Origin of the sequence: Pararhizobium arenae, assembly GCF_001931685.1 — a bacterium.
GTDB classification, from domain to species: Bacteria; Pseudomonadota; Alphaproteobacteria; order Rhizobiales; family Rhizobiaceae; genus Pararhizobium; species Pararhizobium arenae.
This window is the reverse complement of sequence record NZ_MOOY01000006.1, coordinates 149404-172348: the sequence shown is the minus strand read 5'-3', so window position 1 is coordinate 172348 and position 22945 is coordinate 149404. Positions and strand designations below refer to the sequence as shown.

Here is a 22945-nt window from a genome sequence, read left to right as displayed (position 1 = left end):
CGCCAAGTGTTGTTTCTTCCGGTGAAGAAGCAGGAGCGAGTTCACTATTCTTTGGTTTCCGGTAGACGGGAATTTCCCGAACCGGCCGCGCGAATACCCCAAATACAGGGATTTGTCACCCCCTCGGCAGCGATTTTCTCCTGCGCAGGGCAATAGCATTGTCGGTTTCATGCCTTGTCGCGACGATTTCGCCGGGATATGCCGTGATTTAGCTCGGGGAGGAGCCCATGACAATAACCACCGCGATCCTGTTGTTCCTGGCAGGCTTTCTGTCGAGCGCCGTCAATGCCATTGCCGGTGGGGGCACGTTCCTGACCTTTGGCGCCATGACGCTGGCAGGCCTTCCGCCGATCGTCGCCAACGCGACATCCTCTATTGTCCAGTTTCCGGGCTATGTCACATCAGCGCTCGCCTATGCCAAGGAAATCCGCAAGGATGCCCGCGAGGCAATCGCGCTCAGCATCATCTCCGCCATTGGCGGCCTTGCCGGTGCACTGATCCTGCTCTCCCTATCCAACCCTTCCTTCCGCGCCATGGTGCCGTGGCTGCTGATCGCCGCGACCGCCATCTTCGCTGCAGGCCCGTTCCTGCGGCCGACGCGCAACGTGGAAGGCGCGCCGATCGGCTGGGGCGGCAAGATCGGGCAATTCATCACCTCGATCTATGGCGGCTTCTTCGGCGCCGGCATGGGCATTATGATGCTCGCCGTGCTCGGTCTCTCCACCGGTGGCGATTATCACCGCGTCAATGCGCTGAAGAATTTCCTCGCCATGGTGATCGCGGGGATCGCCATCATCGTCTTTGCCAGCGGCAATGTCGTGGGATGGCTGCATGCTGCCGTGATGATCCCCGGCGGGGCGCTTGGCGGTTATGCCGGCGTGTGGTTTGCCCGCCGGGTGCCGTTGGTCATCATCAGAAGCTTCGTTATCGCCGTCGGGCTGCTGCTGGCGGTCTATTATTTCGTAACGGGCTGAGAGAGCAGGTCGGGCCTGCGTTCCGCCGTCAGCTTTTCCGCCTCTGCGCGGCGCCATTTTTCGATTGCGCCGTGGTTGCCCGAGGTCAGCACCGCCGGAATTTCCGCGCCTTCGAAAACCTGCGGGCGGGTGTAGTGCGGATGTTCCAGCAGGCCGCCCTCGAAGCTTTCGTGCACGCCGGAGAGCGCATTGCCCATCACACCAGGCAGGATGCGCACGATGGCATCGAGCAGGATCATCGCCGCCGGTTCACCCCCGGAGAGGATGTAATCGCCAATCGAAACTTCCTCCAGATGGCGACCATCGATCACCCGCTGGTCGACGCCCTCGAAGCGGCCGCAGACGATGATCACGCCAGGGCCATCAGCGAGTTCGCGCACGCGCTGCTGCGTCAACGGACGGCCACGCGGGCTCATCAACAGGCGGGGGCGCTCATCGCCATCAGAGACATGATCGATGGCGCGCGCCAGCACGTCCGGCTTCAGCACCATGCCCGCGCCGCCGCCGGCGGGCGTATCATCGACGGTGCGATGTTTATCTTCGGCAAAATCGCGGATCTGTACGGCATCGACAGCCCATTGCCCGCGCTCCAGCGCCTTGCCGGAGAGCGAATGGCCAAGATGACCCGGAAACATTTCGGGATAAAGCGTCAGAACCGTCGCGCGAAAACTCATCGCGCGGCCTTACTTTGACTTCGGGCGAAACTGGGCGGCGGGATCTTCGTCCTTGTCATCGACAAGGCCAGCAGCGAGCGGATCGACCAGCATCGTGCCGGCTTCCAGATCGATTTCCAGCACCGACCATTCGGAAAACGGGATCAGCACCGGGCGACGGCCCGGACCCTTGAGTTCCAGGAGATCGCCCGCGCCGAAATCGAAGACGCCGGTGACTGTGCCGTAGCTCTTGCCTTCGGCATCCAGCGCTTCAAGGCCTTCCAGATCGGCGTAGAAAAATTCGTCTTCGTCGAGATCGTCGTCCGGCAGGTTGTCGCGCTCGATGAAGAGCTCAAGTCCGTTCAGGGCTTCGGCGGCGTTGCGGTCGTTGATGCCGCGAAACCGGACGATCACGACATTCTTGGCTTCACGCACCTCCAGCACTTCGAAGACGCGGCCGTCCTCGCTGTAGAGGTTACCGTAGTCGCCGATGGCCGTCGGTTCGGCTGCGAAGGATTTGACGCGCACTTCGCCGCGCAGACCTTGCGCCGCACCGATGGTTCCCATGTGAACAGGATTTTCGAGTTTGCTCATGCGTCTTAGCCTTCCAGAAACCTGCCATGCCAATAAACGAAAACGGGCGGCATGAAAACGCCGCCCGTCCGATTTAGCTGTTGTGCGTGACGCTTATTCAGCGGCGGCAGCAGCGGTGTCTTCCGCCTTCTGCTTGGCTTCAGCAGCGCGCTCCTGAGCCTTCTTGCCCGGCAGGCCCTTGGTCGGGTTCGAACGGGCGTCGCGCTTTGCGATACCGGCTTCGTTGAGGAAGCGCAGAACGCGGTCGGTCGGCAGGGCGCCGTTTGCGATCCAATGCTGGATGCGTTCGTTGTTCAGTTCAACGCGCTTTGCGTCGTCCTTGGCGAGCATCGGGTTCCATGAACCGACCTTTTCGATGAAGCGGCCGTCACGCGGGCTGCGGACGTCGGCAACGACGATCTGGTAGAACGGGCGCTTCTTGGAACCACCGCGGGCGAGACGAATTTTCAGTGCCATGTCATGTACTCCTTGAGATAGTTTTCTAAGCCGTTTCTCGCGGCCTGATCTGGTTTGTCCGTCAATCCTTGAGATCGGCGGCGATTGCTTCATGATGCCGGATGACTTCCTTGATGATGAAGTTCAGGAACTTCTCGGCGAAATCCGGGTCCAGATTGGCATCCTTCGCAAGATGACGAAGGCGTTCGATCTGGTATTCCTCGCGCGCCGGATCAGCCGGCGGCAAACTGTATTTGGCCTTAAGAACGCCCACTGCCTGGGTGCAGCGAAACCGTTCGGCCAGCATGTGGACCAGCGCGGCATCGATATTGTCGATCGACTGCCGGTAGCCCGAAAGTTCCTGTTTGACAGCAGGATCAATCATTCTTGTTCCCCGCCTCTTACTTCTTCTTCGGCAGGCCGGGCAGACCCAGGTAACCGCCGCCGCCAAGTCCCGGCAGCTTGCCGAGGCCGGGCAATCCGCCCCCACCGAGGCCCGGCATCCCCTTGCCAAGGCCGGCAGCTTCGGCCTGCTTCTGCAGGGCTTCAAGCTGCTTCGGATCCATCTTCGACAGATCGGGCATGCCGCCCATTCCGCCGCCAAGACCCATCTTGCCGGCAAGGCCGCCCATCATCTGCTTCATCATGCCGCCACCCTTCTTACCGCCCATCATTTTCATCATGTCGGCCATCTGGCGGTGCATTTTCAGGAGCTTGTTAATGTCGGCCGCATCGGTGCCGGAACCGGCGGCGATGCGTTTCTTGCGGGAATGCTTGAGGATATCGGGATTGGCGCGCTCGGCCTTGGTCATCGAGGAGATGATGGCGAGCTGGCGGCCGAAGAGCTTGTCGTCGAGACCGGCGGCAGCCATCTTGTCCTTCATGCCGGACATACCGGGCATCATGCCCATGATGCCGCCCATGCCGCCCATCTTCTGCATCTGGCGCAGCTGATCGGCAAGGTCGTTCAGATCGAATTTGCCGGTCTTCATCTTGGCGGCCATGGCCGCCGCCTTCTCGGCATCGATGTTTTCAGCGGCCTTCTCGACCAGCGAGACGATGTCGCCCATGCCGAGGATACGGTCGGCGACGCGGCGAGGATGGAATTCCTCCATCTCCGACATCTTTTCGCCGACACCGATCAACTTGATCGGCTTGCCGGTGACGGCGCGCATCGAAAGCGCTGCACCGCCGCGGCCATCGCCATCCATGCGGGTGAGCACAAGGCCGGTGATGCCCACGCGCTCGTCGAAATTGCGGGCGAGATTGACGGCGTCCTGACCGGTCAGCGCATCGGCGACCAAAAGAATTTCGTGCGGGTTCGAGCGGCGCTTGATCTCGGCCATCTCGATCATGAGCGGCTCGTCGATATGGGTGCGGCCGGCGGTATCGAGAATGACGACGTCGTGGCCGCCGAGCTTGGCGGCCTGCACGGCGCGTGCGGCGATATCGGTCGGCGACTGGCCGGCGATGATCGGCAGCGTATCGACACCGGTCTGCGCGCCGAGCTGACGCAACTGCTCTTGCGCGGCCGGTCGGCGCGTGTCGAGCGAGGCCATCAGGACCTTCTTCTTGTCGCGCGTCGTCAGGCGATTGGCGATCTTGCCGGTCGTGGTCGTCTTGCCCGAGCCCTGCAGACCGACCATCATGATGACGACCGGAGCGGGCGCGTTGAGATCGATCGGCACGCCTTCCGAGCCGAGCATGGCGACGAGTTCGTCATGCACGAGCTTGACGACCATCTGGCCGGGCTTGATCGACTTCAGGATTTCGGCGCCGACGGCTTTTTCACGAACCTTGTCCGTAAAGGAGCGCACGACCTCAAGCGCAACGTCGGCTTCCAGAAGCGCGCGGCGAACCTCGCGCAGGGCAGCCGAAACATCGGCTTCCGACAGCGCGCCACGGCCGGTCAACCCATTCAGGATTGACCCAAGGCGGTCCTGGAGACTTTCAAACATCAAGCTCATCCTTCTTGTTTCCGGTATCCGGAAACGTGGTATCCGCGACGGTGAAAACAAGACGCAAAGTCAAAAAGCACCCGAGGGCGCAACGCGCTGTCGGGTGTTGACCTCCGGGATCTCTTTATACCTTTGCGGGTCCCGGTCGGCGGCTTCAAGTTGTCACTTGTCAGCAGATTTTCGCGGATAAACAGGAAATGGGGCGCAAAGTCAAGCCGGAGAGGTAAGTAACCCGGTTTCATGCCTTCGCGCCGTGCTTGTCGCGGCATCAAAGATATCGCTTACGTGTCGCGGATATGCTAGCACCGCCGACATTGTCGAACGCTATCGCGAAAGACCCGACCCATGGATTTCCTGCCTTCGCTCCCGACCCTTCTGGCCTTCACCGCCGCAACGCTTCTACTGGCTGCAACACCCGGACCGGACATGACGCTTTCGATCAGCCGGGCGCTGTCGCAGGGCAAGGGTGCTGCCATGTGGGTCGTTGTCGGCACCAGTCTGGGCTGCCTCGTGCACACGCTGCTCGTCGCCTTCGGCATCTCAGCGTTGATTACAGCATCGCCGACCGCCTTCATGATCCTGAAGACCGGCGGCGCTGCCTATCTCTTCTGGCTGGCCGTGCAGGCGATCCGTTACGGCTCGACGCTGACGGTGAAAAAGGAAAACGACACCGGCGGCGCAAGCCCGCTGTCGAATATCTCGACAGGGCTCTGGGTCAATCTCTTGAACCCCAAGGTCATCATCTTCTTCATGACCTTCCTGCCGCAGTTCGTGACCGCCCATGATCCAGCAGTAACGCAGAAGCTGCTGTTCCTTGGCTGCTTCTTCATCGTCGCGGCCATGCCGATCAACATCGCCGTCATCCTGACGGCCGATTGGCTGTCCGGCTGGCTGCAGCAGCGCAAAAGCGTGCTGCGCACCATCGACTACGTGTTTTCGGGTGTCTTCTCGATCTTCGCCGTGAAGATCCTGTTCACACAGGCGCGCTGATGGGAATTACCCGATCAGCAATGCATCGTCGTCCAGCGTCTGGCCACGCATCTTGCGGAACATCGCGATCAAGTCTTCGACCTGCAGATCCTTACGGCTGTCACCGGCGACATCGAGCACGATCTCGCCGCCATGCAGCATGACCGTGCGGTGGCCGTAATCGAGCGCCTGGCGCATCGAGTGGGTGACCATCAGCGTCGTTAGCTTGCGTTCTGATACGATCTTCTGTGTCAGGCCCATGATGAACTCGGCCATGCCCGGATCGAGCGCGGCCGTATGTTCGTCAAGCAGCAGGACTTCGGAGCCCGCAAGCGTTGCCATGACCAGCGACACAGCCTGACGCTGGCCGCCGGAGAGCAGGTCCATGCGATCCTGCATGCGGTTTTCGAGGCCGAGGTTAAGATCGGCGATGCGCTCGCGGAAATGTTCGCGACGCTTGGGGCCAAGGGCCGAGACCAGCCCGCGGCGTTCGCCACGTCGCGCGGCAAGCGCAAGGTTTTCCTCGATCGACAGCGGGCCGCAGCTTCCCGTCAGCGGGTCCTGGAAAACGCGGGCAACGAGGCCGGCACGGCTTGCGGTGGAGCGGCGGGTGACGTCGGTCGTGCCGATCAGCACCTGACCTTCCGTCGGCAGCACATCACCGGCGAGAACGCCGAGCAGCGTCGACTTGCCGGCGCCGTTGGAGCCGATGACGGTGACGAAAGAGCCCTGGTCAATGGTGAGGCTGACGCCGTTCAGCGCCTGCTTCTGCAGCGGCGTTCCCTTGCCGAAGACGACCTTGATATCCTTGAGCGAGATCATGCGGCACCTCCGCGGCGAAGACGCGGAAGGATGAGCGCGAACGTCACAAGCACCGCCGTTACGAAATTGAGATCGGAGGCCTGCAAGCCCAGCATGTCGGTCGAGAGCGCAAGCTGGATGGCGATGCGGTAGAGGATTGAGCCGAGAACGCAGCCGATCAGCGCAATCAGGATGCCGCGCGTGCCGAGCAGGGTTTCGCCGATGATGACGGCGGCAAGGCCGACGACGATGGTGCCGACGCCGGAGGTGACGTCGGCAAAGCCGTTCGTCTGCGCAAAAAGCGCGCCCCCGAGCGCGACAAGGGCATTCGAAATGGCGATGCCGAGATAGATCTGGCGATCGGTATTGATGCCCTGCGCACGCGACATGCGGGCGTTCGCCCCGGTCGCGCGCATCGCGAGGCCGGCATCGCTTTCAAGAAAGCGCCAGACGAGGATGACGGCGATGACAACCAGCACGCCGATGAACAGCGGACGAACATAGAAATCCCGGAGACCATGGCCGTAGAGCGGGCTCAGCATCGTCTCGACATTGAGCAGCGCGACGTTGGGTTTGCCCATGACGCGCAGATTGACGGAAAACAGCGCGATCATCGTCAGGATCGAGGCGAGCAGATTGAGGATGCGGAAGCGCACATTGAGCATCGCCGTCACGAGGCCGGCGGCAGCGCCTGCAATCATCGCAACGCCGGAGGCGAGCCACGGATTGAGACCGGCGATGATCAGCACGGCAGCAACGGCCGCACCCAGCGGAAACGACCCGTCGACCGTGAGGTCTGGAAAATCCAGCACGCGGAAGGCAAGGAAAACACCGAGCGCGACGAAGGCATACACCAGCCCCAGTTCCAAGGCACCCCAGAAGGCAATCTGACTCAAGGCTCCCAGCCCTTTCGTAAATCTCGCCCCGGAACCCCGGGACGTTGTCCATCACATAACACGAAACCGCCCCCATCGGTGATGGAGGCGGCCACTTCTGCCTGTTACAGGCGAAAGCTTATTCGACGACGCGGTTGGCGCGCGTCAGCACGCTTTCCGGGAAGGTCACGCCCATCTTGGTCGCGGCGGCCTTGTTGATGACGAGATCGGAGCCGGCAGCGATGCGAACCGGGATATCGCCGGGGTTTTCACCCTTGAGGATACGAACGACGACTTCGCCGGTCTGCTTGCCGACATCGCGGTAGTTGAAGCCGAGGGCTGCGAGCGAGCCGCGGGCAACGGAATCGGTGTCAGCGGTGAAGAGCGGCAGCTTGGCTTCTTCGGCAACGGCAACAGCACCTTCGAGGGCGGAGATGATCGTGTTGTCGGTCGGAACGTAGATCACGTCAGCGCGGCCAACGAGCGCGCGGGCAGCGCCCTGAACTTCAGCCGACTTGGTGGCGGCGGATTCGACGACGGTCAGGCCGGCCTTTTCAGCTTCCGCCTTCAGCGCGGCGAGCAGCGACACCGAGTTGGCTTCGCCGGAATTGTAGAGGAAGCCGATCGACTTGGCCGCCGGAACAATTTCCTTGATGAGGGCAACGTGCTCGGCAACCGGCGACATGTCGGAAAGGCCGGTAACGTTGGCGCCGGGCTTTTCCATGTCGGTGACGAGCTGCGCGCCGAGCGGATCGGAAACGGCGGTGAAGACGACCGGGATATCGCGCGTCGAGGAAACGACGGCCTGAGCCGAAGGCGTGGAGATCGGCACGATCACATCAGGGCCTTCGCCAGCGAACTGACGGGCAATCTGGGCGGCCGTTGCCGGGTTGCCCTGAGCCGATTCATAGAGGAAGGTCAGGTTCTCGCCTTCCTTGTAACCGGCTGCGGCCAGCGCATCCTTGACGCCGTCACGAACGGCATCAAGCGCCGGATGCTCAACGATCGCGGTCACGGCAACCGTTACGTCATCGGCACGAGCCGGCATGGAAAGGGCGACAGTCGCTGCGAGAGCGAGCAGGATGGAACGCATGGGTGTCTCCTCGATTAATTTTTAGGCGTTCTAGGAAAGCCAACCCATAAAATCAATCGCGGAAATGTCGCAGTCTCATCAAACTTCGTGATCAGTCGTCGGCACCGTGGTTGGTGATCATCATGGCTTCGAAGGCCATGCGGTCGACCTTGCGCATGCGCTCGGATTCCGACTTCAGCTGGCCGCAGGCGGCAAGGATGTCGCGGCCGCGCGGCGTGCGGATCGGGGAAGCGTAGCCGGCCTGATTGATGAAGTCGGCAAACTTCTCGATCTGCTCCCAGGAGGAACACTGGTAGTTCGTGCCCGGCCATGGGTTGAAGGGGATCAGGTTGATCTTGGCGGGGATGCCCTTCAAGAGGCGCACCAGTTCCTTGGCGTCTTCAAGCGTGTCGTTGACACCGTCCAGCATCACATATTCGAAAGTGATGCGGCGCGCATTCGACAGGCTCGGATAGGCGCGGCAAGCGTCAAGCAGGTCCTTCAGCGGATACTTCTTGTTGATCGGCACCAGCATGTCGCGCAGGTCGTCGCGCACGGCGTGTAGCGAGATCGCCAGCATGACGCCGATCTCTTCGCCGGTGCGATAAATTTCAGGTACGATGCCGGAGGTCGAGAGCGTGACGCGGCGCTTAGAGAGCGACAGGCCATCACCATCGGTTGCGATCAGCAGTGCCTTCTTGACGTTCTCGAAATTGTAGAGCGGCTCGCCCATGCCCATCATGACGATGTTGGAGACCTTGCGGCCTTCAGCGGGAACGATGGCGCCGGCGGGCGTATCGCGGTCCGGGAAATCACCCAGGCGATCACGGGCCAGCAGCAGCTGTGCCAGAATTTCCTCTGCTGTAAGGTTCCTCACCAGCTTCTGCGTGCCGGTATGGCAGAAGGAACAGGTGAGCGTGCAGCCGACCTGGCTCGAAATGCAGAGCGTGCCGCGACCTTCTTCTGGAATATAGACGGTTTCGATCTCGACCGGACGCCCGGCACCGCGCGGCGGAAAGCGCAACAGCCACTTGCGGGTGCCGTCGCTCGAAATCTGCTCATCGACGATCTCCGGACGGGCAATGGTGAAATGCCGGCGCAGGATCTCGCGCATGTCCTTCGATATATTGGCCATGTGATCGAAATCGGACACACCGCGCACATAGAGCCAGTGCCATAGCTGGCTGACGCGCATCTTGACCTGACGCTCCGGCACGCCGACCTCGACCAGCGCCTTGCCCATCTCCTCGCGGGTCAGCCCGACCAGTGTCGGCTTTTCCGAGAGAATTGCGGGTCGCACCGGTGCCGGGCGTTCCAGATTAAGCGTTTCGGTAGCGGTCATACCTGCGATTTCCCATCCTTGAAGCAAGCACAAACCATTCCAAGCTGACTTGGCGAGCGCCTTGGCGCCAGTCTCATGGGTCGTGATGCTGATCAGAATTCATGGCCGGGATCGAAAACCGATCCTCGCAGCCGTCTTTGGCGGCGCTTTAGCACGGTTTTTGCCCCGCGTCACCACTATCAGCCTCACAGCAGCCTTGCAGGCACGCCATGACACGAAAAATCCCGCAGATCGGAAAGACCGGCGGGATTTTTCAACTTCTATCGCAGCAAGCGCTTACTTGCAGGATTCGATCTGCTTCAGTGCAGCCGAAATGCCCGAGAGCGAATAGGAATAGTTGGTGGCCGTGCCCTTGCGCGACTTCGCAGCAACGGACATCGCCTTGCCGCCCTTCATTGCAGCAACCAGCGCCGGCTCTTCAGCGGCATTTTCCACCCAGGCGGAGTTGCCCTTGGTGAACATGGTGAAGCTCTTGTTGTCGATCGTTACCGTGACCTTGGAATTTTCCTGCAGCGGATAGCCCATCATCGCCTGCGGCTCATAGGAAATGTTCTGACCCGGGCGCTGCGACACGAGGAAGAAGATGTCGCCGTGATCGACGGTTGCCGGGGTCTTTTCCTTCGGAACCGAAAGCACGTAGCAGACCTTGCCGCTGCCGGCCGTGTAGGAATAAGCACCCCAGGCATTGAACTGCTGGATGCGGGTCGGCGACTGGGCCGAAGCAGCGCTTGCGCACGCCATTACGATTGCGAGTGCGGTGGTGAGCTTTCTTACAAACATCTTGTCCTGCCGGTTTCTTGCTAGCCAACGCCCGTTCAGCCATTAGCCGGGCACGCATGTTTAGATTTATTTTGACTTAATTCGGGTTACCAAACCGTCAACATCAGCCGTATTCGTCACCATCTCGCTTTAATATGGAACAGCTGGCGACGCAAATTGCGACATGAGCCGCCCGGTATGCCGCCACCGTCCGCGCATTGCCAGCGTTTTGGCTGCAATAGCAAAACGAAAGGATCAGGAGGACATTTCGGAAGTGACCTCAAACTTTAGCCCGCCGGCCTTCTCCCTTTCGACGATCGTCATGATCGAGCGAAAACCCGGAATGTACCCAGCGAGCGTTTATGGAAGGAAGAAAAAGGCAAGAGTTTGACATAGACGTCGCGGCGCCATCACGAACCCGAAAGTGGCGCTCAGCGGGCGGTCTTTCCGGTTTCCGCCAGCTCGTCCTTTAGGGCGTCATCGGCCCTAAGATAGTGGTCTTCCTTGATCTGACCGCTGATCGCGGCAAAAGCGGCCGTCAAAACCGCAATATCGTCAGAAAAGCCGACGAGCGCAAAGACGTCCGGTACGAAATCGAAGGGCAGCACGAAATAGGCGAGCGCCCCCAGCAGGATGCCACGGGTGCGCATGGGCGTCGTCGGATCCATCGCACAGTAGTAAGCAGCAACGACATCGCGGCTGAACGGCACTTGCCGCATCGCCCGCTTCATGGTCGGCCAGAAACGGCGGCGTACCTTGCTGGCGCGCGCTTCCTGTTCGCTTTCCTCGCCGGGCAGGAGAATTTCCCCGATCTTGACATCATCCATCTTGCGCGATCCGTTTTCCATTCCCCTGATATGGGACAGTCGGCGGTTATTTCAAATGATCGGGCATGCGGCCGGCTGCGGCCTTGTCCATTTTTTCCGCCAGCTTGAAATCGAGTTCCGTCAGCCCATCGGACGAATGCGTGGTCAGCGTCACGTCCACCTTGTTGTAGACGTTGAACCATTCAGGATGGTGGTCGAGCTTTTCGGCAGCCAGAGCCGATTCGCTCATGAAGCCGAAGGCCTGCACGAAGGTCTTGAAACGGAAAGCCTTCCAGATGGACGCGCCATCTTCGGCGAGCACCCAGCCGTCCATGCTTTTCAGACGTTCGGCAACATCCTCGGCAGCGAGTTTATCTCTGGCCATGACATATCCTTCCCTGCTTCGTTTCGATCAGCATGGGACGACGTGATCGGCGTCGCAAGGAAAATCAGATCAAAGCGGGTGGATGAAGCTGTCGGATGTGCCGTTGGAGAACGGTTCCCGAAGCGGGAACACCTCTTCCGTCAGATAAGGCCCGCCACCGACCGAATCGCGCGACGAAAGCAGCACGAAGCGCGGCACGGTGAAGCTGTTGGTGTGGAAGCCGCCCCGGCCGGAAAGATAATTGACGACATCCTCTACACGCGAATTGCGCAATCGCGCGAGCGTGACATGCGGCGTGAACTTGCGCGGATCGGCAGGCAGACCGAGGCGCTGGCAGATACGCTCTATCTCGGCCTGCAGCGCGTATAGTTCCGGTGGATTGCTGACCCCAGCAAAAATCGAATGCGGCTTCTTGGAACCGAAGGCGCCCATGCCGGTCAGCTGAAGCTGAAATTCCGGCCGGTCGATCCGATCGAGGCGATCCACGATTTCGTCAGCCGTGCGGCCATCGACGTCCCCGATGAAGCGCAAGGTGATGTGATAGTTTTCTACGTCGATCCAGCGGGCACCGGGAAGACCACCACGCAACAATGAAAGGCTCATTGCGGCATTACGCGGTATCTCGAGGGCGGTGAAAAGTCTCGGCATATCGAGCTCCCCGAATCTCTTGCAGATATCTCAGCGAATCATGACCGGGTTCGCCGCGCAACTGCAATTTCGCACCTGCAATATTTGTCCCATACCAATTAAGAAGTTCTTCACATGCCGATCAAGTTTTCTTTTCCGCGATCTCTTCAAGAAATCGTTCGGCATAGGGAAGAAATTTATCGACCATGGCTTGAACACCATCTGCATTGGGATGCATTCCGTCCTCGATTTTCAGCGCCGGGTTTTCAATCACGCCGTCAAGGAAGAATGGATAAAGCCCAACCGAATAGGTCTGGGAAAGTTCCGGGTAAATGGGATTGAAGCGGGCTGCATAATCGTCCCCCATGTTCGGCGGTGCGAGCATGCCCACCAACAGCACGGGAATATTACGGCTCTTCAGCTTCTCGATCATGGCAATGAGGTTCTTGCGGCTCTCCTCCGGGGGAATACCGCGCAGGGCGTCGTTGGCACCGAGTTCCAATATCACGCCCTTGGTGCCTTCCGGCACCGACCAGTCGATCCGGGCCAACCCGCCGGAGGTCGTATCGCCGGAGACGCCGGCATTCGAGATCACGATGTCGTGACCCTTGGCTTTCAGCGCTTTCTCAAGTCGCGCCGGAAAGGCATCTTCAGGCGGCAACTGGTAGCCGGCCATCAAACTATCGCCGAAACCAACCAGTTGCAGCGGCTCGGCACGAGCAGTTGTCGTTACGGTAAAGCCGATTGCGAGCGTCAACAAAAAAGCCGCGAACCCTTTAATGAACATGCTTTCGTCCCTAAGTCGGCGGAAGATCGAGCCTTCCGGGGCAATGGATATTTTTACATATAGGATGGATTTCTTTGGCAAGAACCATGATCGCGCTGAAAAATGCGGACCTCACCCTCGGCCAGGCGGCTGCCTCGGTTCATGTTCTCAAATCCATGACGCTCGATATCGGCGCCGGTCAGTCCGTCGGCATCGTCGGCCCCTCGGGCTCCGGCAAATCCACGCTGCTGATGGTGCTGGCGGGACTGGAGAAACTCGATTCCGGTGAAATCTTCATCGACAACACGCCGCTGCACGGGCTGAGCGAAGATCAGGTAGCGGCCTTCCGAGGCCGCAATATCGGTATCGTCTTCCAGTCCTTCCATCTCATTCCGAACATGACGGCCCTCGAAAACGTCGCGGTGCCACTGGAGCTGGCAAACGTTCCCGGCGCCTTCGACATCGCCCGTCGCGAGCTGGTGTCTGTTGGTCTCGGCGAGCGACTGTCCCATTATCCGGGGCAGCTTTCCGGAGGTGAGCAACAGCGGGTGGCGATCGCCCGTGCGCTGGCGCCGTCGCCGAAGCTCCTGATCGCCGACGAGCCGACCGGTAACCTCGATGCCGAAACCGGTCGCCAGATCGCCGACCTGATATTCTCCAAGCAGGCGGAACGAGACATGACGCTGGTGCTTGTCACCCATGATCCGTCCCTTGCGGAACGATGCTCACGGCAAATTCAGGTGCGGTCTGGCGAGATCGTGTCGCACGGATACAAGAGCGATGATGCCCGCGCGGAAGCGCTTACCGCATGAGCAGCGCACCGACTATATCAGGCCTGCGTCTCCCCCTTGCCTTCCGCTTGGCGCTTCGCGAAATGCGCGGCGGTCTTCGGGGCTTTTACATCTTCCTCGCCTGTATCGCACTCGGCACGGCAGCGATTGCGGGCGTCAACTCGCTCTCCCAATCGATCACCAATTCGATTGCATCCCAGGGTCGGGACCTGCTGGCGGGCGACATCCGCTTCGAGCTCAACAATCGTGAGGCGAACACGGACGAACGTGCCTTCATCGACAGCCTGGGTGAGGTTTCTGCGTCGGCTGGCTTGCGCTCTATGGCGCGGCTGCCGGACGGTTCCAATCAGGCGCTGGTCGAATTGAAGGCCGTCGATGGCGCCTATCCGCTCTACGGCTCCGTCGAGAGCGAGCCGAAGGCGCCCTTGGCCGATATGCTGGCGACGATGGACGACCGGCACAATGCGCTCGTCGCGCCGCTGCTTCTCGACCGGCTGGGCATCGCCGTCGGCGACGAACTGCTGCTCGGCAAGGCGCGCATCGTGATCGCCGGTACGATCGTCACCGAACCTGACGCGCTTTCAGACGGTTTCGGCTTTGCACCTCGCCTGCTTGTTTCCTCCGAAACGCTGGCCGCTTCCGGTCTTGTCCAGACCGGAAGCCTTGTCGAATATTCCTACAAGGTGAAGGTGAACGACCCGACATCCGTGCCGGCTCTTGTCGCTCAGGCCCAGGAAAAATTCCCGCAGGCCGGATGGTCGGTCCGCACCAGCCGCAATGCCGCTCCATCGCTGACAGCCAATATCACCCGCTTTTCGCAGTTTCTGACACTTGTCGGATTGACAGCGTTGATCGTCGGTGGCGTTGGCGTGGCCAATGCCGTGCGCGCCTATCTCGATAGCAAACGCGGCGTTATCGCCGCCTTCAAATGCCTTGGAGCACCGGGCTCGCTCATCACCACGATCTACCTGATGCAGATCCTGATGATCGCGGCGATCGGTATCGCTGCCGGCCTCCTGCTTGGCATCCTTATTCCTTATGTCGCCGCCCAGTTCCTGGCTGGCGTCCTGCCGGTCTCGACCGATTTCGCGCTTTACCCGTCGGCGCTTGGTCTTGCAGCCTTGTTCGGTGTGCTGACGGCGCTGGCGTTCGCTTTCCTGCCGCTGGGGCGTGCGCGCAATGTGCCGGCCACGGCGCTTTTCCGTGAGCAGAGCTTTGAGCGACAGGCCTGGCCGCGTTGGCCCTATCTGGTTGCCGCCGGGGCTTGCCTTGCCGCATTGGCGGGCCTGGCGGTTCTGACCGCCTATGATCGCCGGATTTCGCTGACGTTCCTCGGTGCGATCGCCTTCTCCTTTGTCGTGCTGCGCGGGGTGTCGATCGTCGTCGCCTTCCTGGCGAAGCGCGCGCCACGGGTGAAATCGCCAGCACTTCGGCTTGCCATCGGCAATATCCATCGACCTGGCGCATTGACGCCTTCGGTCGTCCTGTCGCTGGGTCTCGGGCTGGCGTTGCTGGTCACGCTGGCGCTCATAGACGGAAATCTCCGCCGGGAACTCACCGGCAATCTCCCGGAACGCGCGCCGAACTTCTTCTTCGTCGATATCCAGGGCACGGAGATCGACGGTTTCCGCAATCTGCTGAGGGAGAACCTGCCGGACGGCAAGATCATCGAAGTGCCGATGCTGCGCGGCCGCATCCTGGCCTTCAACGGCCAGGACGTCGCCAAGATGACCGTACCGCCTGAAGGTCAATGGGTGCTGCGCGGCGATCGTGGCATTACCTATGCCAAGAACGTTCCGGAAAACTCAACGCTGAGCAAAGGCCAGTGGTGGGCTCCCGACTATCAGGGCGAACCGCTCGTCTCGTTCTCCGCGCAGGAGGCGTCCGAGCTTGGCCTTAAGATTGGCGACATGGTGACGGTCAACGTGCTCGGTCGCAACATCACCGCCAAGATCGCCAATTTCCGCCGCGTCGAATGGGAGTCGCTGTCGATCAATTTCGTGATGGTCTTCTCGCCGAATACCTTTGCCGGCGCACCCCATGCCTGGCTTGCGACCGTCATCGATCCCGGGGCGACGGCCGAGCAGGAGGCGACGACGCTTCGTGCGATCACCAACACCTACCCAACGATCACCAGCGTACGGGTCAAGGATGCCCTCGATATCGTCAACCAACTCGTGGGGCAGCTCGCGACGGCGATCCGTGCCGCCGCCGCCGTTGCGCTCGTTGCTTCCGTGCTGGTGCTTGCGGGGGCTCTGGCGGCCGGCAACCGGGCGCGCGTCCATGATGCCGTCGTGTTGAAAACACTTGGTGCCACGCGAACAACACTGATCCGCGCCTTCTGCTACGAATACGCCATGCTCGGTCTTTCGACTGCGATCTTCGCGCTGTTTGCCGGCGGTGTTGCGGCTTGGTTCGTCGTCAGCCAGATCATGACCCTGCCGTCCCGCTTCCTGCCGGATGTCGCCATTGCGACCATCGCGATTGCCCTGGTGGTGACTGTGGGAATCGGCCTTGCCGGAACGTGGCGTATCCTGGGGCAGAAGGCTGCGCCCGTGTTGCGCGAATTGTGAATCGATTACAAAGCGTTAACGTTGCGGCCGAAAAGCGGGTCTTTGTCGCTTTTCGGCCGCCTCGCCATCGGAATGGCCTTGTACAGGCGTTGTTTCAGCATCATATTCTTTCCAGGCATGCTGGAGCCCCGCAGCGGCGCCCGGTCCTTGAAGACGTTTCCTGAGGAGACGCCGAGGCCCGAACACCGTCATTTCACCCGGGGCTTATTAAGAGGAACCAATGTCTGATCCTAGAAACTACCAAACCCGGATGTCGCCTGCCGGCGCACAGGCGGGGGCTGTCATCGACGAAGGCCTGCGCAGCTACATGCTGCGGGTTCACAACCTGATGGCCCTTGGTCTGGCGATCACCGGCATTGCGGCCTATGCAGCTTTTACCTTTGCGTTTGCTGACGGTCAGTTGACCGCTTTCGGCCAGGCGATCTATGTCAGCCCGCTGAAGTGGGTTGTCATGCTCGCCCCGCTGGCGCTCGTCTTCTTCCTCAGCTTCCGCATCAACTCAATGAGCGTTTCCGCCGCGCAGACAACCTTCTGGGTCTATGCCGGCCTGATGGGCCTCTCGCTGTCGTCGATCTTCATGATCTACACCGGCCAGAGCATCGTGCAGACCTTCTTCGTCACCGCTGCCTCGTTCGGTGCGCTGTCGCTGTTCGGCTACACCACGAAGCGTGACCTGTCCGGCATGGGCTCGTTCCTGATCATGGGCCTGTTCGGCCTGATCATCGCGTCGATCGTCAACATCTTCCTCGCCTCGTCGGCTCTTGATTTCGCGATCTCGGCCATCGGCGTTCTGATCTTCGCAGGCCTCACCGCCTTCGATACCCAGAAGATCAAGGAAATGTACTTCGAAGCCGATGGTGCCGATGTTGCCGGCCGTAAGGCGATCATGGGCGCGCTGACGCTCTACCTCGACTTCATCAACCTCTTCCTGTTCCTCCTGCGCTTCCTCGGAAACCGCGAATAACGGAACGGCAAAGTTTGACGGAAAAGGCGGCTTCGGCCGCCTTTTCTGTTTCCAATTTTCATGCGCAGGATTGGCAAAAGAAAAGCTTTTCATCGGAGCAGCCCGCAACCGGCGAAAGCGCCTTGCCACGGCCTTGGGGAGTGTGACAATTTCGGTTCGCCACAATTCAGGAGCTTGCCAATGTTTTGCCGCCGCACCGTTCTCGCCGGGCTCACAGCCCTCGTCCTTTCTCCGCTTGCTGCAATGGCTGCCGACCTGCCGGATCTCGGCGGCAAGACCGTTGTTGTGGTGACGGAAAATGCCTATCCGCCGCTGCAGTTCGTCGATCCGAAGAGCGGACAGGCGATCGGCTGGGAATATGACGCGATGAACGAGATCGCCAAGCGGCTGAACTTCAAGCTGGAAATCCAGAACACCAGCTGGGATGCGATGATCCAGGCGGTATCCGACGGCCAGTACGACATCGGCATGACCGGCATCACCATCAAGGACGATCGCAAGGAAAAGGTCGATTTCTCCGACCCCTACATGCGCTCGCAGCAGTTCATGCTGGCGCGCGGCGATGAAGCCCGCTTTACCGATGCCAAGAGTTTTGCGGCCATTGAAGATGCCTTGGTCGGCGCGCAGCCGGGCACCTCGCCCTTCTATACCGCCGTCTATGAAATCCTCGACGGCAACGAACAAAACCCGCGTATAAAACTGTTCGAGACCTTCGGGGCAACGGTTCAGGCCCTGAAGACCGGTGATGTGGATACGGTTCTCACCGACAGCGTTGCGGCCAAGGGCTATGTTGATGCCTCCAACGGCGGCCTGAAGGTCGTCGGCGGCCCGCTCGGCACCGAAGATTTCGGCTTCATCTTCAAGAAGGGCTCGGATCTGGTTGCACCGGTCAACGCCGCCATCGCGGCGCTGAAGGCGGACGGTACGCTCGACAAGCTGAACCAGAAGTGGTTCGTCGATTACAAGATGGGCGAATGATCTCCCGTCGATGACGCCTTACCACAATACATCTGAAAAGGGCGACTATCCCTGGTGGCTAGTCGCCCTTGCTGTGATCGCGGTTATCATTGCGATCGTAATCTTTGCAAATGATCTCTACGCGCAGGTTTTCACGGTGGTCGCCGCCGGTATCGGCGTGACCGTCTTTGTCACCATCGTCGGCTTCATTCTGGCAACGACCCTCGGTCTCGGTATCGCCTTGATGGCGCTTTCGGAAAGCAAGGTCCTGCGCCAGATCGCGCGGTTCTACACCGAGGTCATCCGTGGAGTTCCGATCCTTGTGCTGTTGTTCTATATCGCCTTCGTCGGTGCACCGGGTCTTGTCTGGTTGATCAATGCCATCTGCTCGCCCTTGATATCATCGGGTGCGATGGAGCCGATGCTGGTGCGGGATATCTCTTTGGTCTGGCGGGCAATCCTTGCGCTGATGATCGGCTATTCCGCCTTCATCGGCGAAGTTTTTCGCGCCGGCATTCAATCGGTCGACAGGGGGCAGATCGAGGCGGCGAAAGCGCTCGGCCTGTCGCGCTACCAGCGTTTCCGCCTCGTCGTCTTTCCGCAGGCGATCCGGGTGATCCTGCCGCCGCTCGGCAACGATTTTATTGCGATGGTGAAAGATTCATCGCTCGTTTCGGTGCTCGGCGTCGCCGATATCACGCAGATGGGCAAGGTCTACGCCTCCGGCTCCTTCCGCTTTTTCGAAACCTATTCGATTGTCGCCTATATCTATCTGATCCTGACGATCGGGCTTTCGCTCGCACTGCGCGCTTTCGAGAAGCGATTGCGCAGGAATGAGTTCAGATAGATTTCCATAATTTTTCAGGGAACCAGCAACGTCTTCCGGCATTCTTTTTTCCAAAGGATAACCGGGAGACGAATGATGAAATCCGCTCTGCTGCTTCTGTCGGGCACTGCCTTTGCCGCGCTGTTTTTCCTGTCGGGGACGTATGCGGCGTCGTCAATTCTCGCGAGCGATGAGATTCACGAGTTCGAACATATCGGCAATCCGCTCTGGACGTCCGAGCCCACCTATCTGAACCGCGGTAACCTGACGCTCAGCGAGGCCAAGGTGAAATTTGCGGGATCATCTTATGAAACCGCCGCGATTGTGGCGCCGGAGCCGGGCCGGGAGGAGCCGCAAAAACCGCAGGACGACGTCGTTAATCTCGCGCACCTCGATTGGTGCATGAGCCGCTACCGTTCCTATCGCGTCGATGACGATACATATCAACCCTATGGTGGGCCGCGGCGAAAATGTGAATCGCCCTATGGGCAGAGCGAGATGGTCGAGGCCGTCGATATGATGGAGACCAGCTCTGTAGGCACAGCGGCTGCTGCCGGCGAACTGCAGGAAGAGGCAAGCTTCGATGGTGCCGAGTGGTGTCGCCGTCAGTACCGGTCCTACCGGGCATCGGACAACACCTATCAGCCATTCTCCGGGCCGCGTCGATCGTGCATGGTGCAATCCTACTGATCACGGCTGTTCGGGTCACGAAAGGTTCATATTGCCGGTCATAGCGAAAGCTGGTATATCCCGGCCCATGGAATCCAAATTCGGATGTTACGAGCGGAAAATCGTCGTGCTGCAGGACCATAAGCGTCTGCCGGCACGTTTTTTCGCGTGCGTTTCCGGCGCCCTTAGCAGCCGACTTATCTGACCGTCGGGCTTGTCCTGACCGGCTGCCGGCGCCCTCTTGCCGGACATTTTCCTGATCTTCATCTCTACATCGGATGCAAAGCCATGAGCGCACCACGGACCCTCTACGACAAAATCTGGGACGACCACGTCGTCAATCAGCAGGAAGACGGCACCTGTCTTCTCTACATCGATCGCCATCTCGTTCACGAAGTGACGAGCCCACAGGCGTTCGAAGGCTTGCGCATGGCGGGTCGCCAGGTGCGTGCCCCGCAAAAGACGCTTGCCGTCGTGGACCACAACGTCCCGACCTCGCCGGATCGCCATCTCGGCATCAAGAACGAGGAAAGCCGCATTCAGGTCGAGGCACTTGCTCAGAACGCCGCCGATTTCGGCGTCGAATATTATTCGGCAAGCGACAAGCGTCAGGGCATCGTCCACATCGTTGGTCCTGAGCAGGGCTTCACCCTGCCGGGCATGACCATCGTCTGCGGCGATAGCCACACCTCGACACACGGCGCTTTCGGCGCCCTCGCGCATGGTATCGGCACGTCCGAAGTCGAGCATGTTTTGGCGACCCAGACGCTGATCCAGAAGAAGGCCAAGAACATGCTGGTGCGTGTCGATGGCCAGTTGCCGGAAGGCGTCACCGCCAAGGACATCATCCTTGCCATCATCGGTGAGATCGGCACGGCGGGCGGCACCGGCCACGTTATCGAGTTTGCCGGCGAAGCCATCCGCGCGCTGTCGATGGAAGGCCGCATGACCATCTGCAACATGACGATCGAAGGCGGCGCCCGCGCCGGCCTGATCGCGCCGGACGAGAAGACCTTCGAGTACATAAAGGGCAAGCCGCGCGCACCGAAAGGCGAAGCGCTGGAGCAGGCGATCGCCTACTGGAAGACGCTCAACACCGATGAAGGCGCCCATTTCGATCGCGTCGTCGTGCTCGATGCGGCCAAGCTGCCTCCGATCGTTTCCTGGGGCTCATCGCCGGAAGACGTCATCTCTATTCAGGGTGTCGTCCCGAACCCGGATGAGATCCAGGACGAAAACAAACGCGCTTCCAAGTGGCGTGCGCTTGATTACATGGGTCTGAAGCCGGGCACGAAGATCACCGATATCGCGATTGATCGCGTTTTCATCGGCTCCTGCACAAACGGTCGTATCGAGGATCTGCGCGAAGTCGCCAAGCTCGTCGAGGGCAAGACCGTTGCCTCGACCGTATCGGCGATGATCGTGCCGGGGTCAGGCCTCGTCAAGGAACAGGCGGAAGCCGAAGGCCTAGACAAGATTTTCAAGGCAGCCGGTTTCGACTGGCGCGAGCCGGGTTGCTCCATGTGCCTCGCCATGAACGACGACCGTTTGAAGCCTGGCGAGCGCTGCGCCTCTACCTCGAACCGCAACTTCGAGGGCCGTCAGGGCTTCAAGGGCCGCACGCATCTCGTATCGCCTGCCATGGCAGCCGCTGCCGCCGTTTCCGGCCACTTCGTCGATATCCGCAACTGGCAGTAATCTTCTTCCCCGCCGTGTATTTATACGCGGCCCTCTGGGGCGCCGTCAGGCGCCCTTTTTTATTGCCTCAAGGAAGCACCTTCAAAACAGTCTCTCGACCGATGAAATGCAAAAGCCGTTGCATTGCCGGCAGGCTGATGGCGACGCAGCCTTCCGTTGGCGGAAATCCGGGCTTGGCGATGTGAAAGAAGATGGCCGAGCCAGCGAACCGTTTCCGTTGTCGCAGGTTCCAGTCCATGACGATGCAGACGTCGTAAAGCCCGTCATCCCGGAGCATCTTTTCGTGGCTTGGTTTGAACGGGGCCGAGACCGGTCGATTGTAAAGCGCATGGCGCGGCTCATCGCACCAGAGCAGGTTTTGCGGCGTGAAGCGCAGAGGCAATCGGGTTTGGCATCGGCTGATCCCCTTATCATGCCTGACATAGCCGCCCACCAGTCGCATGGAGGCAATCGGTGTGCCGCCATCACCCTCTCGCTTTCTCGATGTAAGGCCGCCGCGGCCGATTGCGGCCTCTTCCGTCCAGCCGGCGAAGGTAAGCAGGGCGCGTGTCGGATGGCCCGGTTTGCGCCTCACCGTGATGGTTCGAGCGGGCCGTGGAGGCGGGTTGGCTTTAACGCGCATTTTACTCACAGATTTTTGCTTTGCCCGTGATGGCAAAGCTCACCATAGCACGTCACATGATGTAACAAACGGGTGAAGGGCCTCCCTCGCTTGCCAAAAGCGGCGGGTGAGCTAGTTTCAGACCGGAAGCAACAGGAGCATCGGCATGTCGGCCCGTACCATTCTTCTCGTCGATGATGACAACGATCTGCGCGAAACGCTGGTCGAGCAGCTTTCGCTCTATGATGAATTTACCATCCTGCAGGAGCCGACGGCCGCCCGGGGCATGCAGACGGCGCGCAACCAGCCGGTTGCGCTTCTGGTCATGGATGTCGGCCTGCCCGATATGGATGGTCGCGAAGCCGTGAAGCTGTTGCGCAAGGGCGGGTTCAAATCGCCGATCATCATGCTGACCGGCCATGATACCGATTCGGATACGATCCTTGGTCTGGAAGCCGGTGCCAATGATTATGTGACGAAACCCTTCCGCTTCGCCGTCCTGCTTGCCCGCATCCGGGCCCAACTGCGCCAGCACGAGCAGAGCGAGGACGCGACCTTCACGGTTGGCCCTTACACCTTCAAGCCGGGCCAGAAGCTGTTGACGCTGGAAAACGGCCAGAAGATCAGGCTCACGGAAAAGGAAGCGGCGATCATCCGCTATCTTTACCGCGCCGACCAGAAGGTCGTGACCCGCGATGTGTTGCTGGAGGAGGTCTGGGGTTACAATTCCGGCGTGACGACCCATACGCTTGAGACACACGTCTATCGCCTGCGCCAGAAAATCGAACGCGACCCTTCCAATGCGGAGATTTTGGTGACAGAGAATGGCGGCTACAAGATCGTGCCGTAA

At 60.2% G+C, this 22945-nt stretch carries 25 protein-coding genes; 10 read left to right on the top strand and 15 right to left on the bottom strand.

Going from position 1 to position 22945, the window contains the following annotated elements; all coding sequences use genetic code 11:
- Positions 1–227: 227 nt before the first annotated feature.
- The gene (locus BLX89_RS14915) at positions 228–974 is read left to right on the top strand and encodes a sulfite exporter TauE/SafE family protein (protein WP_075291717.1); all 747 of its coding nucleotides are present in this window, start codon (positions 228–230) and stop codon (positions 972–974) included.
- On the opposite strand, the gene trmD is transcribed toward BLX89_RS14915, so the two are convergent.
- The 5 genes from trmD to ffh form a co-directional block, all read right to left on the bottom strand.
- Entirely contained in the window at positions 956–1648 is a 693-nt protein-coding gene (trmD, locus tag BLX89_RS14910; protein ID WP_075291716.1) for a tRNA (guanosine(37)-N1)-methyltransferase TrmD, read from the bottom strand. The genes BLX89_RS14915 and trmD overlap by 19 nt on opposite strands.
- 9 nt (positions 1649–1657) lie before the next feature.
- Positions 1658–2221 (bottom strand): ribosome maturation factor RimM, encoded by a 564-nt coding sequence (gene rimM, locus BLX89_RS14905; protein ID WP_075291714.1) that lies wholly within the window; start codon positions 2219–2221, stop codon positions 1658–1660.
- Positions 2222–2314: 93 nt separating this feature from the next.
- Positions 2315–2677, bottom strand: coding sequence for a 30S ribosomal protein S16 (rpsP, locus tag BLX89_RS14900; RefSeq protein WP_075291713.1), 363 nt, complete (start codon positions 2675–2677; stop codon positions 2315–2317).
- 61 nt (positions 2678–2738) lie between these two features.
- Positions 2739–3041 (bottom strand): chorismate mutase, encoded by a 303-nt coding sequence (locus BLX89_RS14895; RefSeq protein ID WP_075291711.1) that lies wholly within the window; start codon positions 3039–3041, stop codon positions 2739–2741.
- 16 nt (positions 3042–3057) lie between these two features.
- Entirely contained in the window at positions 3058–4614 is a 1557-nt protein-coding gene (gene ffh / locus BLX89_RS14890) for a signal recognition particle protein (protein WP_075291953.1), read from the bottom strand.
- A 345-nt stretch (positions 4615–4959) separates the two neighbouring features.
- On the opposite strand from ffh, the gene BLX89_RS14885 reads away from it, so the two are divergent.
- Complete coding sequence (locus BLX89_RS14885; RefSeq protein ID WP_075291710.1) at positions 4960–5604, top strand: LysE family translocator; 645 nt, start codon at positions 4960–4962, stop codon at positions 5602–5604.
- Positions 5605–5610: 6 nt separating this feature from the next.
- Here the strand turns inward: BLX89_RS14885 and BLX89_RS14880 are convergent, their stop codons facing one another.
- The 9 genes from BLX89_RS14880 to BLX89_RS14840 form a co-directional block, all read right to left on the bottom strand.
- Positions 5611–6405, bottom strand: coding sequence for an ABC transporter ATP-binding protein (locus tag BLX89_RS14880; RefSeq protein WP_075291708.1), 795 nt, complete (start codon positions 6403–6405; stop codon positions 5611–5613).
- The gene (locus BLX89_RS14875; protein ID WP_075291706.1) at positions 6402–7280 is read right to left on the bottom strand and encodes an ABC transporter permease; all 879 of its coding nucleotides are present in this window, start codon (positions 7278–7280) and stop codon (positions 6402–6404) included. Before BLX89_RS14875 ends, BLX89_RS14880 begins: the two co-directional genes overlap by 4 nt.
- A gap of 118 nt (positions 7281–7398) precedes the next feature.
- Entirely contained in the window at positions 7399–8352 is a 954-nt protein-coding gene (locus BLX89_RS14870; protein WP_075291705.1) for an ABC transporter substrate-binding protein, read from the bottom strand.
- A gap of 91 nt (positions 8353–8443) precedes the next feature.
- Positions 8444–9673: a dual-specificity RNA methyltransferase RlmN gene (gene rlmN / locus BLX89_RS14865; RefSeq protein ID WP_075291704.1), complete on the bottom strand. Its 1230-nt coding sequence runs from the start codon at positions 9671–9673 to the stop codon at positions 8444–8446.
- Positions 9674–9949: 276 nt separating this feature from the next.
- Positions 9950–10453 carry an invasion associated locus B family protein gene (locus BLX89_RS14860; RefSeq protein WP_075291703.1) on the bottom strand — a complete coding sequence of 168 codons (504 nt, stop codon included), beginning with the start codon at positions 10451–10453 and terminating at the stop codon, positions 9950–9952.
- Between the two features lie 410 nt (positions 10454–10863).
- Positions 10864–11259 carry a YkvA family protein gene (locus tag BLX89_RS14855; RefSeq protein ID WP_075291952.1) on the bottom strand — a complete coding sequence of 132 codons (396 nt, stop codon included), beginning with the start codon at positions 11257–11259 and terminating at the stop codon, positions 10864–10866.
- 46 nt (positions 11260–11305) lie between these two features.
- Entirely contained in the window at positions 11306–11623 is a 318-nt protein-coding gene (locus tag BLX89_RS14850; RefSeq protein ID WP_075291702.1) for a 4a-hydroxytetrahydrobiopterin dehydratase, read from the bottom strand.
- 69 nt (positions 11624–11692) lie between these two features.
- Positions 11693–12271, bottom strand: a complete 579-nt coding sequence (gene thpR / locus BLX89_RS14845; RefSeq protein WP_075291701.1) for an RNA 2',3'-cyclic phosphodiesterase — start codon at positions 12269–12271, stop codon at positions 11693–11695.
- Positions 12272–12392: 121 nt separating this feature from the next.
- Positions 12393–13037 carry an arylesterase gene (locus BLX89_RS14840; RefSeq protein WP_075291700.1) on the bottom strand — a complete coding sequence of 215 codons (645 nt, stop codon included), beginning with the start codon at positions 13035–13037 and terminating at the stop codon, positions 12393–12395.
- Between the two features lie 74 nt (positions 13038–13111).
- Here BLX89_RS14840 and BLX89_RS14835 point away from each other — a divergent pair, with 74 nt between their 5' ends.
- From BLX89_RS14835 to leuC, 7 genes are all read left to right on the top strand, one after another.
- Positions 13112–13828, top strand: a complete 717-nt coding sequence (locus tag BLX89_RS14835; RefSeq protein ID WP_075291699.1) for an ABC transporter ATP-binding protein — start codon at positions 13112–13114, stop codon at positions 13826–13828.
- Positions 13825–16380, top strand: coding sequence for an ABC transporter permease (locus tag BLX89_RS14830; protein WP_075291698.1), 2556 nt, complete (start codon positions 13825–13827; stop codon positions 16378–16380). Before BLX89_RS14835 ends, BLX89_RS14830 begins: the two co-directional genes overlap by 4 nt.
- Before the next feature lie 220 nt (positions 16381–16600).
- Positions 16601–17344 carry a Bax inhibitor-1/YccA family protein gene (locus tag BLX89_RS14825; protein WP_075291697.1) on the top strand — a complete coding sequence of 248 codons (744 nt, stop codon included), beginning with the start codon at positions 16601–16603 and terminating at the stop codon, positions 17342–17344.
- Between the two features lie 180 nt (positions 17345–17524).
- Positions 17525–18322 (top strand): basic amino acid ABC transporter substrate-binding protein, encoded by a 798-nt coding sequence (locus BLX89_RS14820; protein WP_075291696.1) that lies wholly within the window; start codon positions 17525–17527, stop codon positions 18320–18322.
- Between the two features lie 10 nt (positions 18323–18332).
- A complete protein-coding gene (locus BLX89_RS14815) occupies positions 18333–19148 on the top strand; it encodes an amino acid ABC transporter permease (protein WP_075291695.1) in 816 nt (271 codons plus the stop codon).
- 75 nt (positions 19149–19223) lie between these two features.
- Entirely contained in the window at positions 19224–19817 is a 594-nt protein-coding gene (locus BLX89_RS14810) for a BA14K family protein (protein WP_075291694.1), read from the top strand.
- Between the two features lie 267 nt (positions 19818–20084).
- Positions 20085–21494, top strand: coding sequence for a 3-isopropylmalate dehydratase large subunit (gene leuC / locus BLX89_RS14805; RefSeq protein WP_075291693.1), 1410 nt, complete (start codon positions 20085–20087; stop codon positions 21492–21494).
- Between the two features lie 67 nt (positions 21495–21561).
- Here the strand turns inward: leuC and BLX89_RS14800 are convergent, their stop codons facing one another.
- The gene (locus BLX89_RS14800; protein ID WP_075291692.1) at positions 21562–22116 is read right to left on the bottom strand and encodes a L,D-transpeptidase family protein; all 555 of its coding nucleotides are present in this window, start codon (positions 22114–22116) and stop codon (positions 21562–21564) included.
- Positions 22117–22261: 145 nt separating this feature from the next.
- Here BLX89_RS14800 and BLX89_RS14795 point away from each other — a divergent pair, with 145 nt between their 5' ends.
- The gene (locus BLX89_RS14795; RefSeq protein ID WP_075291691.1) at positions 22262–22945 is read left to right on the top strand and encodes a response regulator transcription factor; all 684 of its coding nucleotides are present in this window, start codon (positions 22262–22264) and stop codon (positions 22943–22945) included.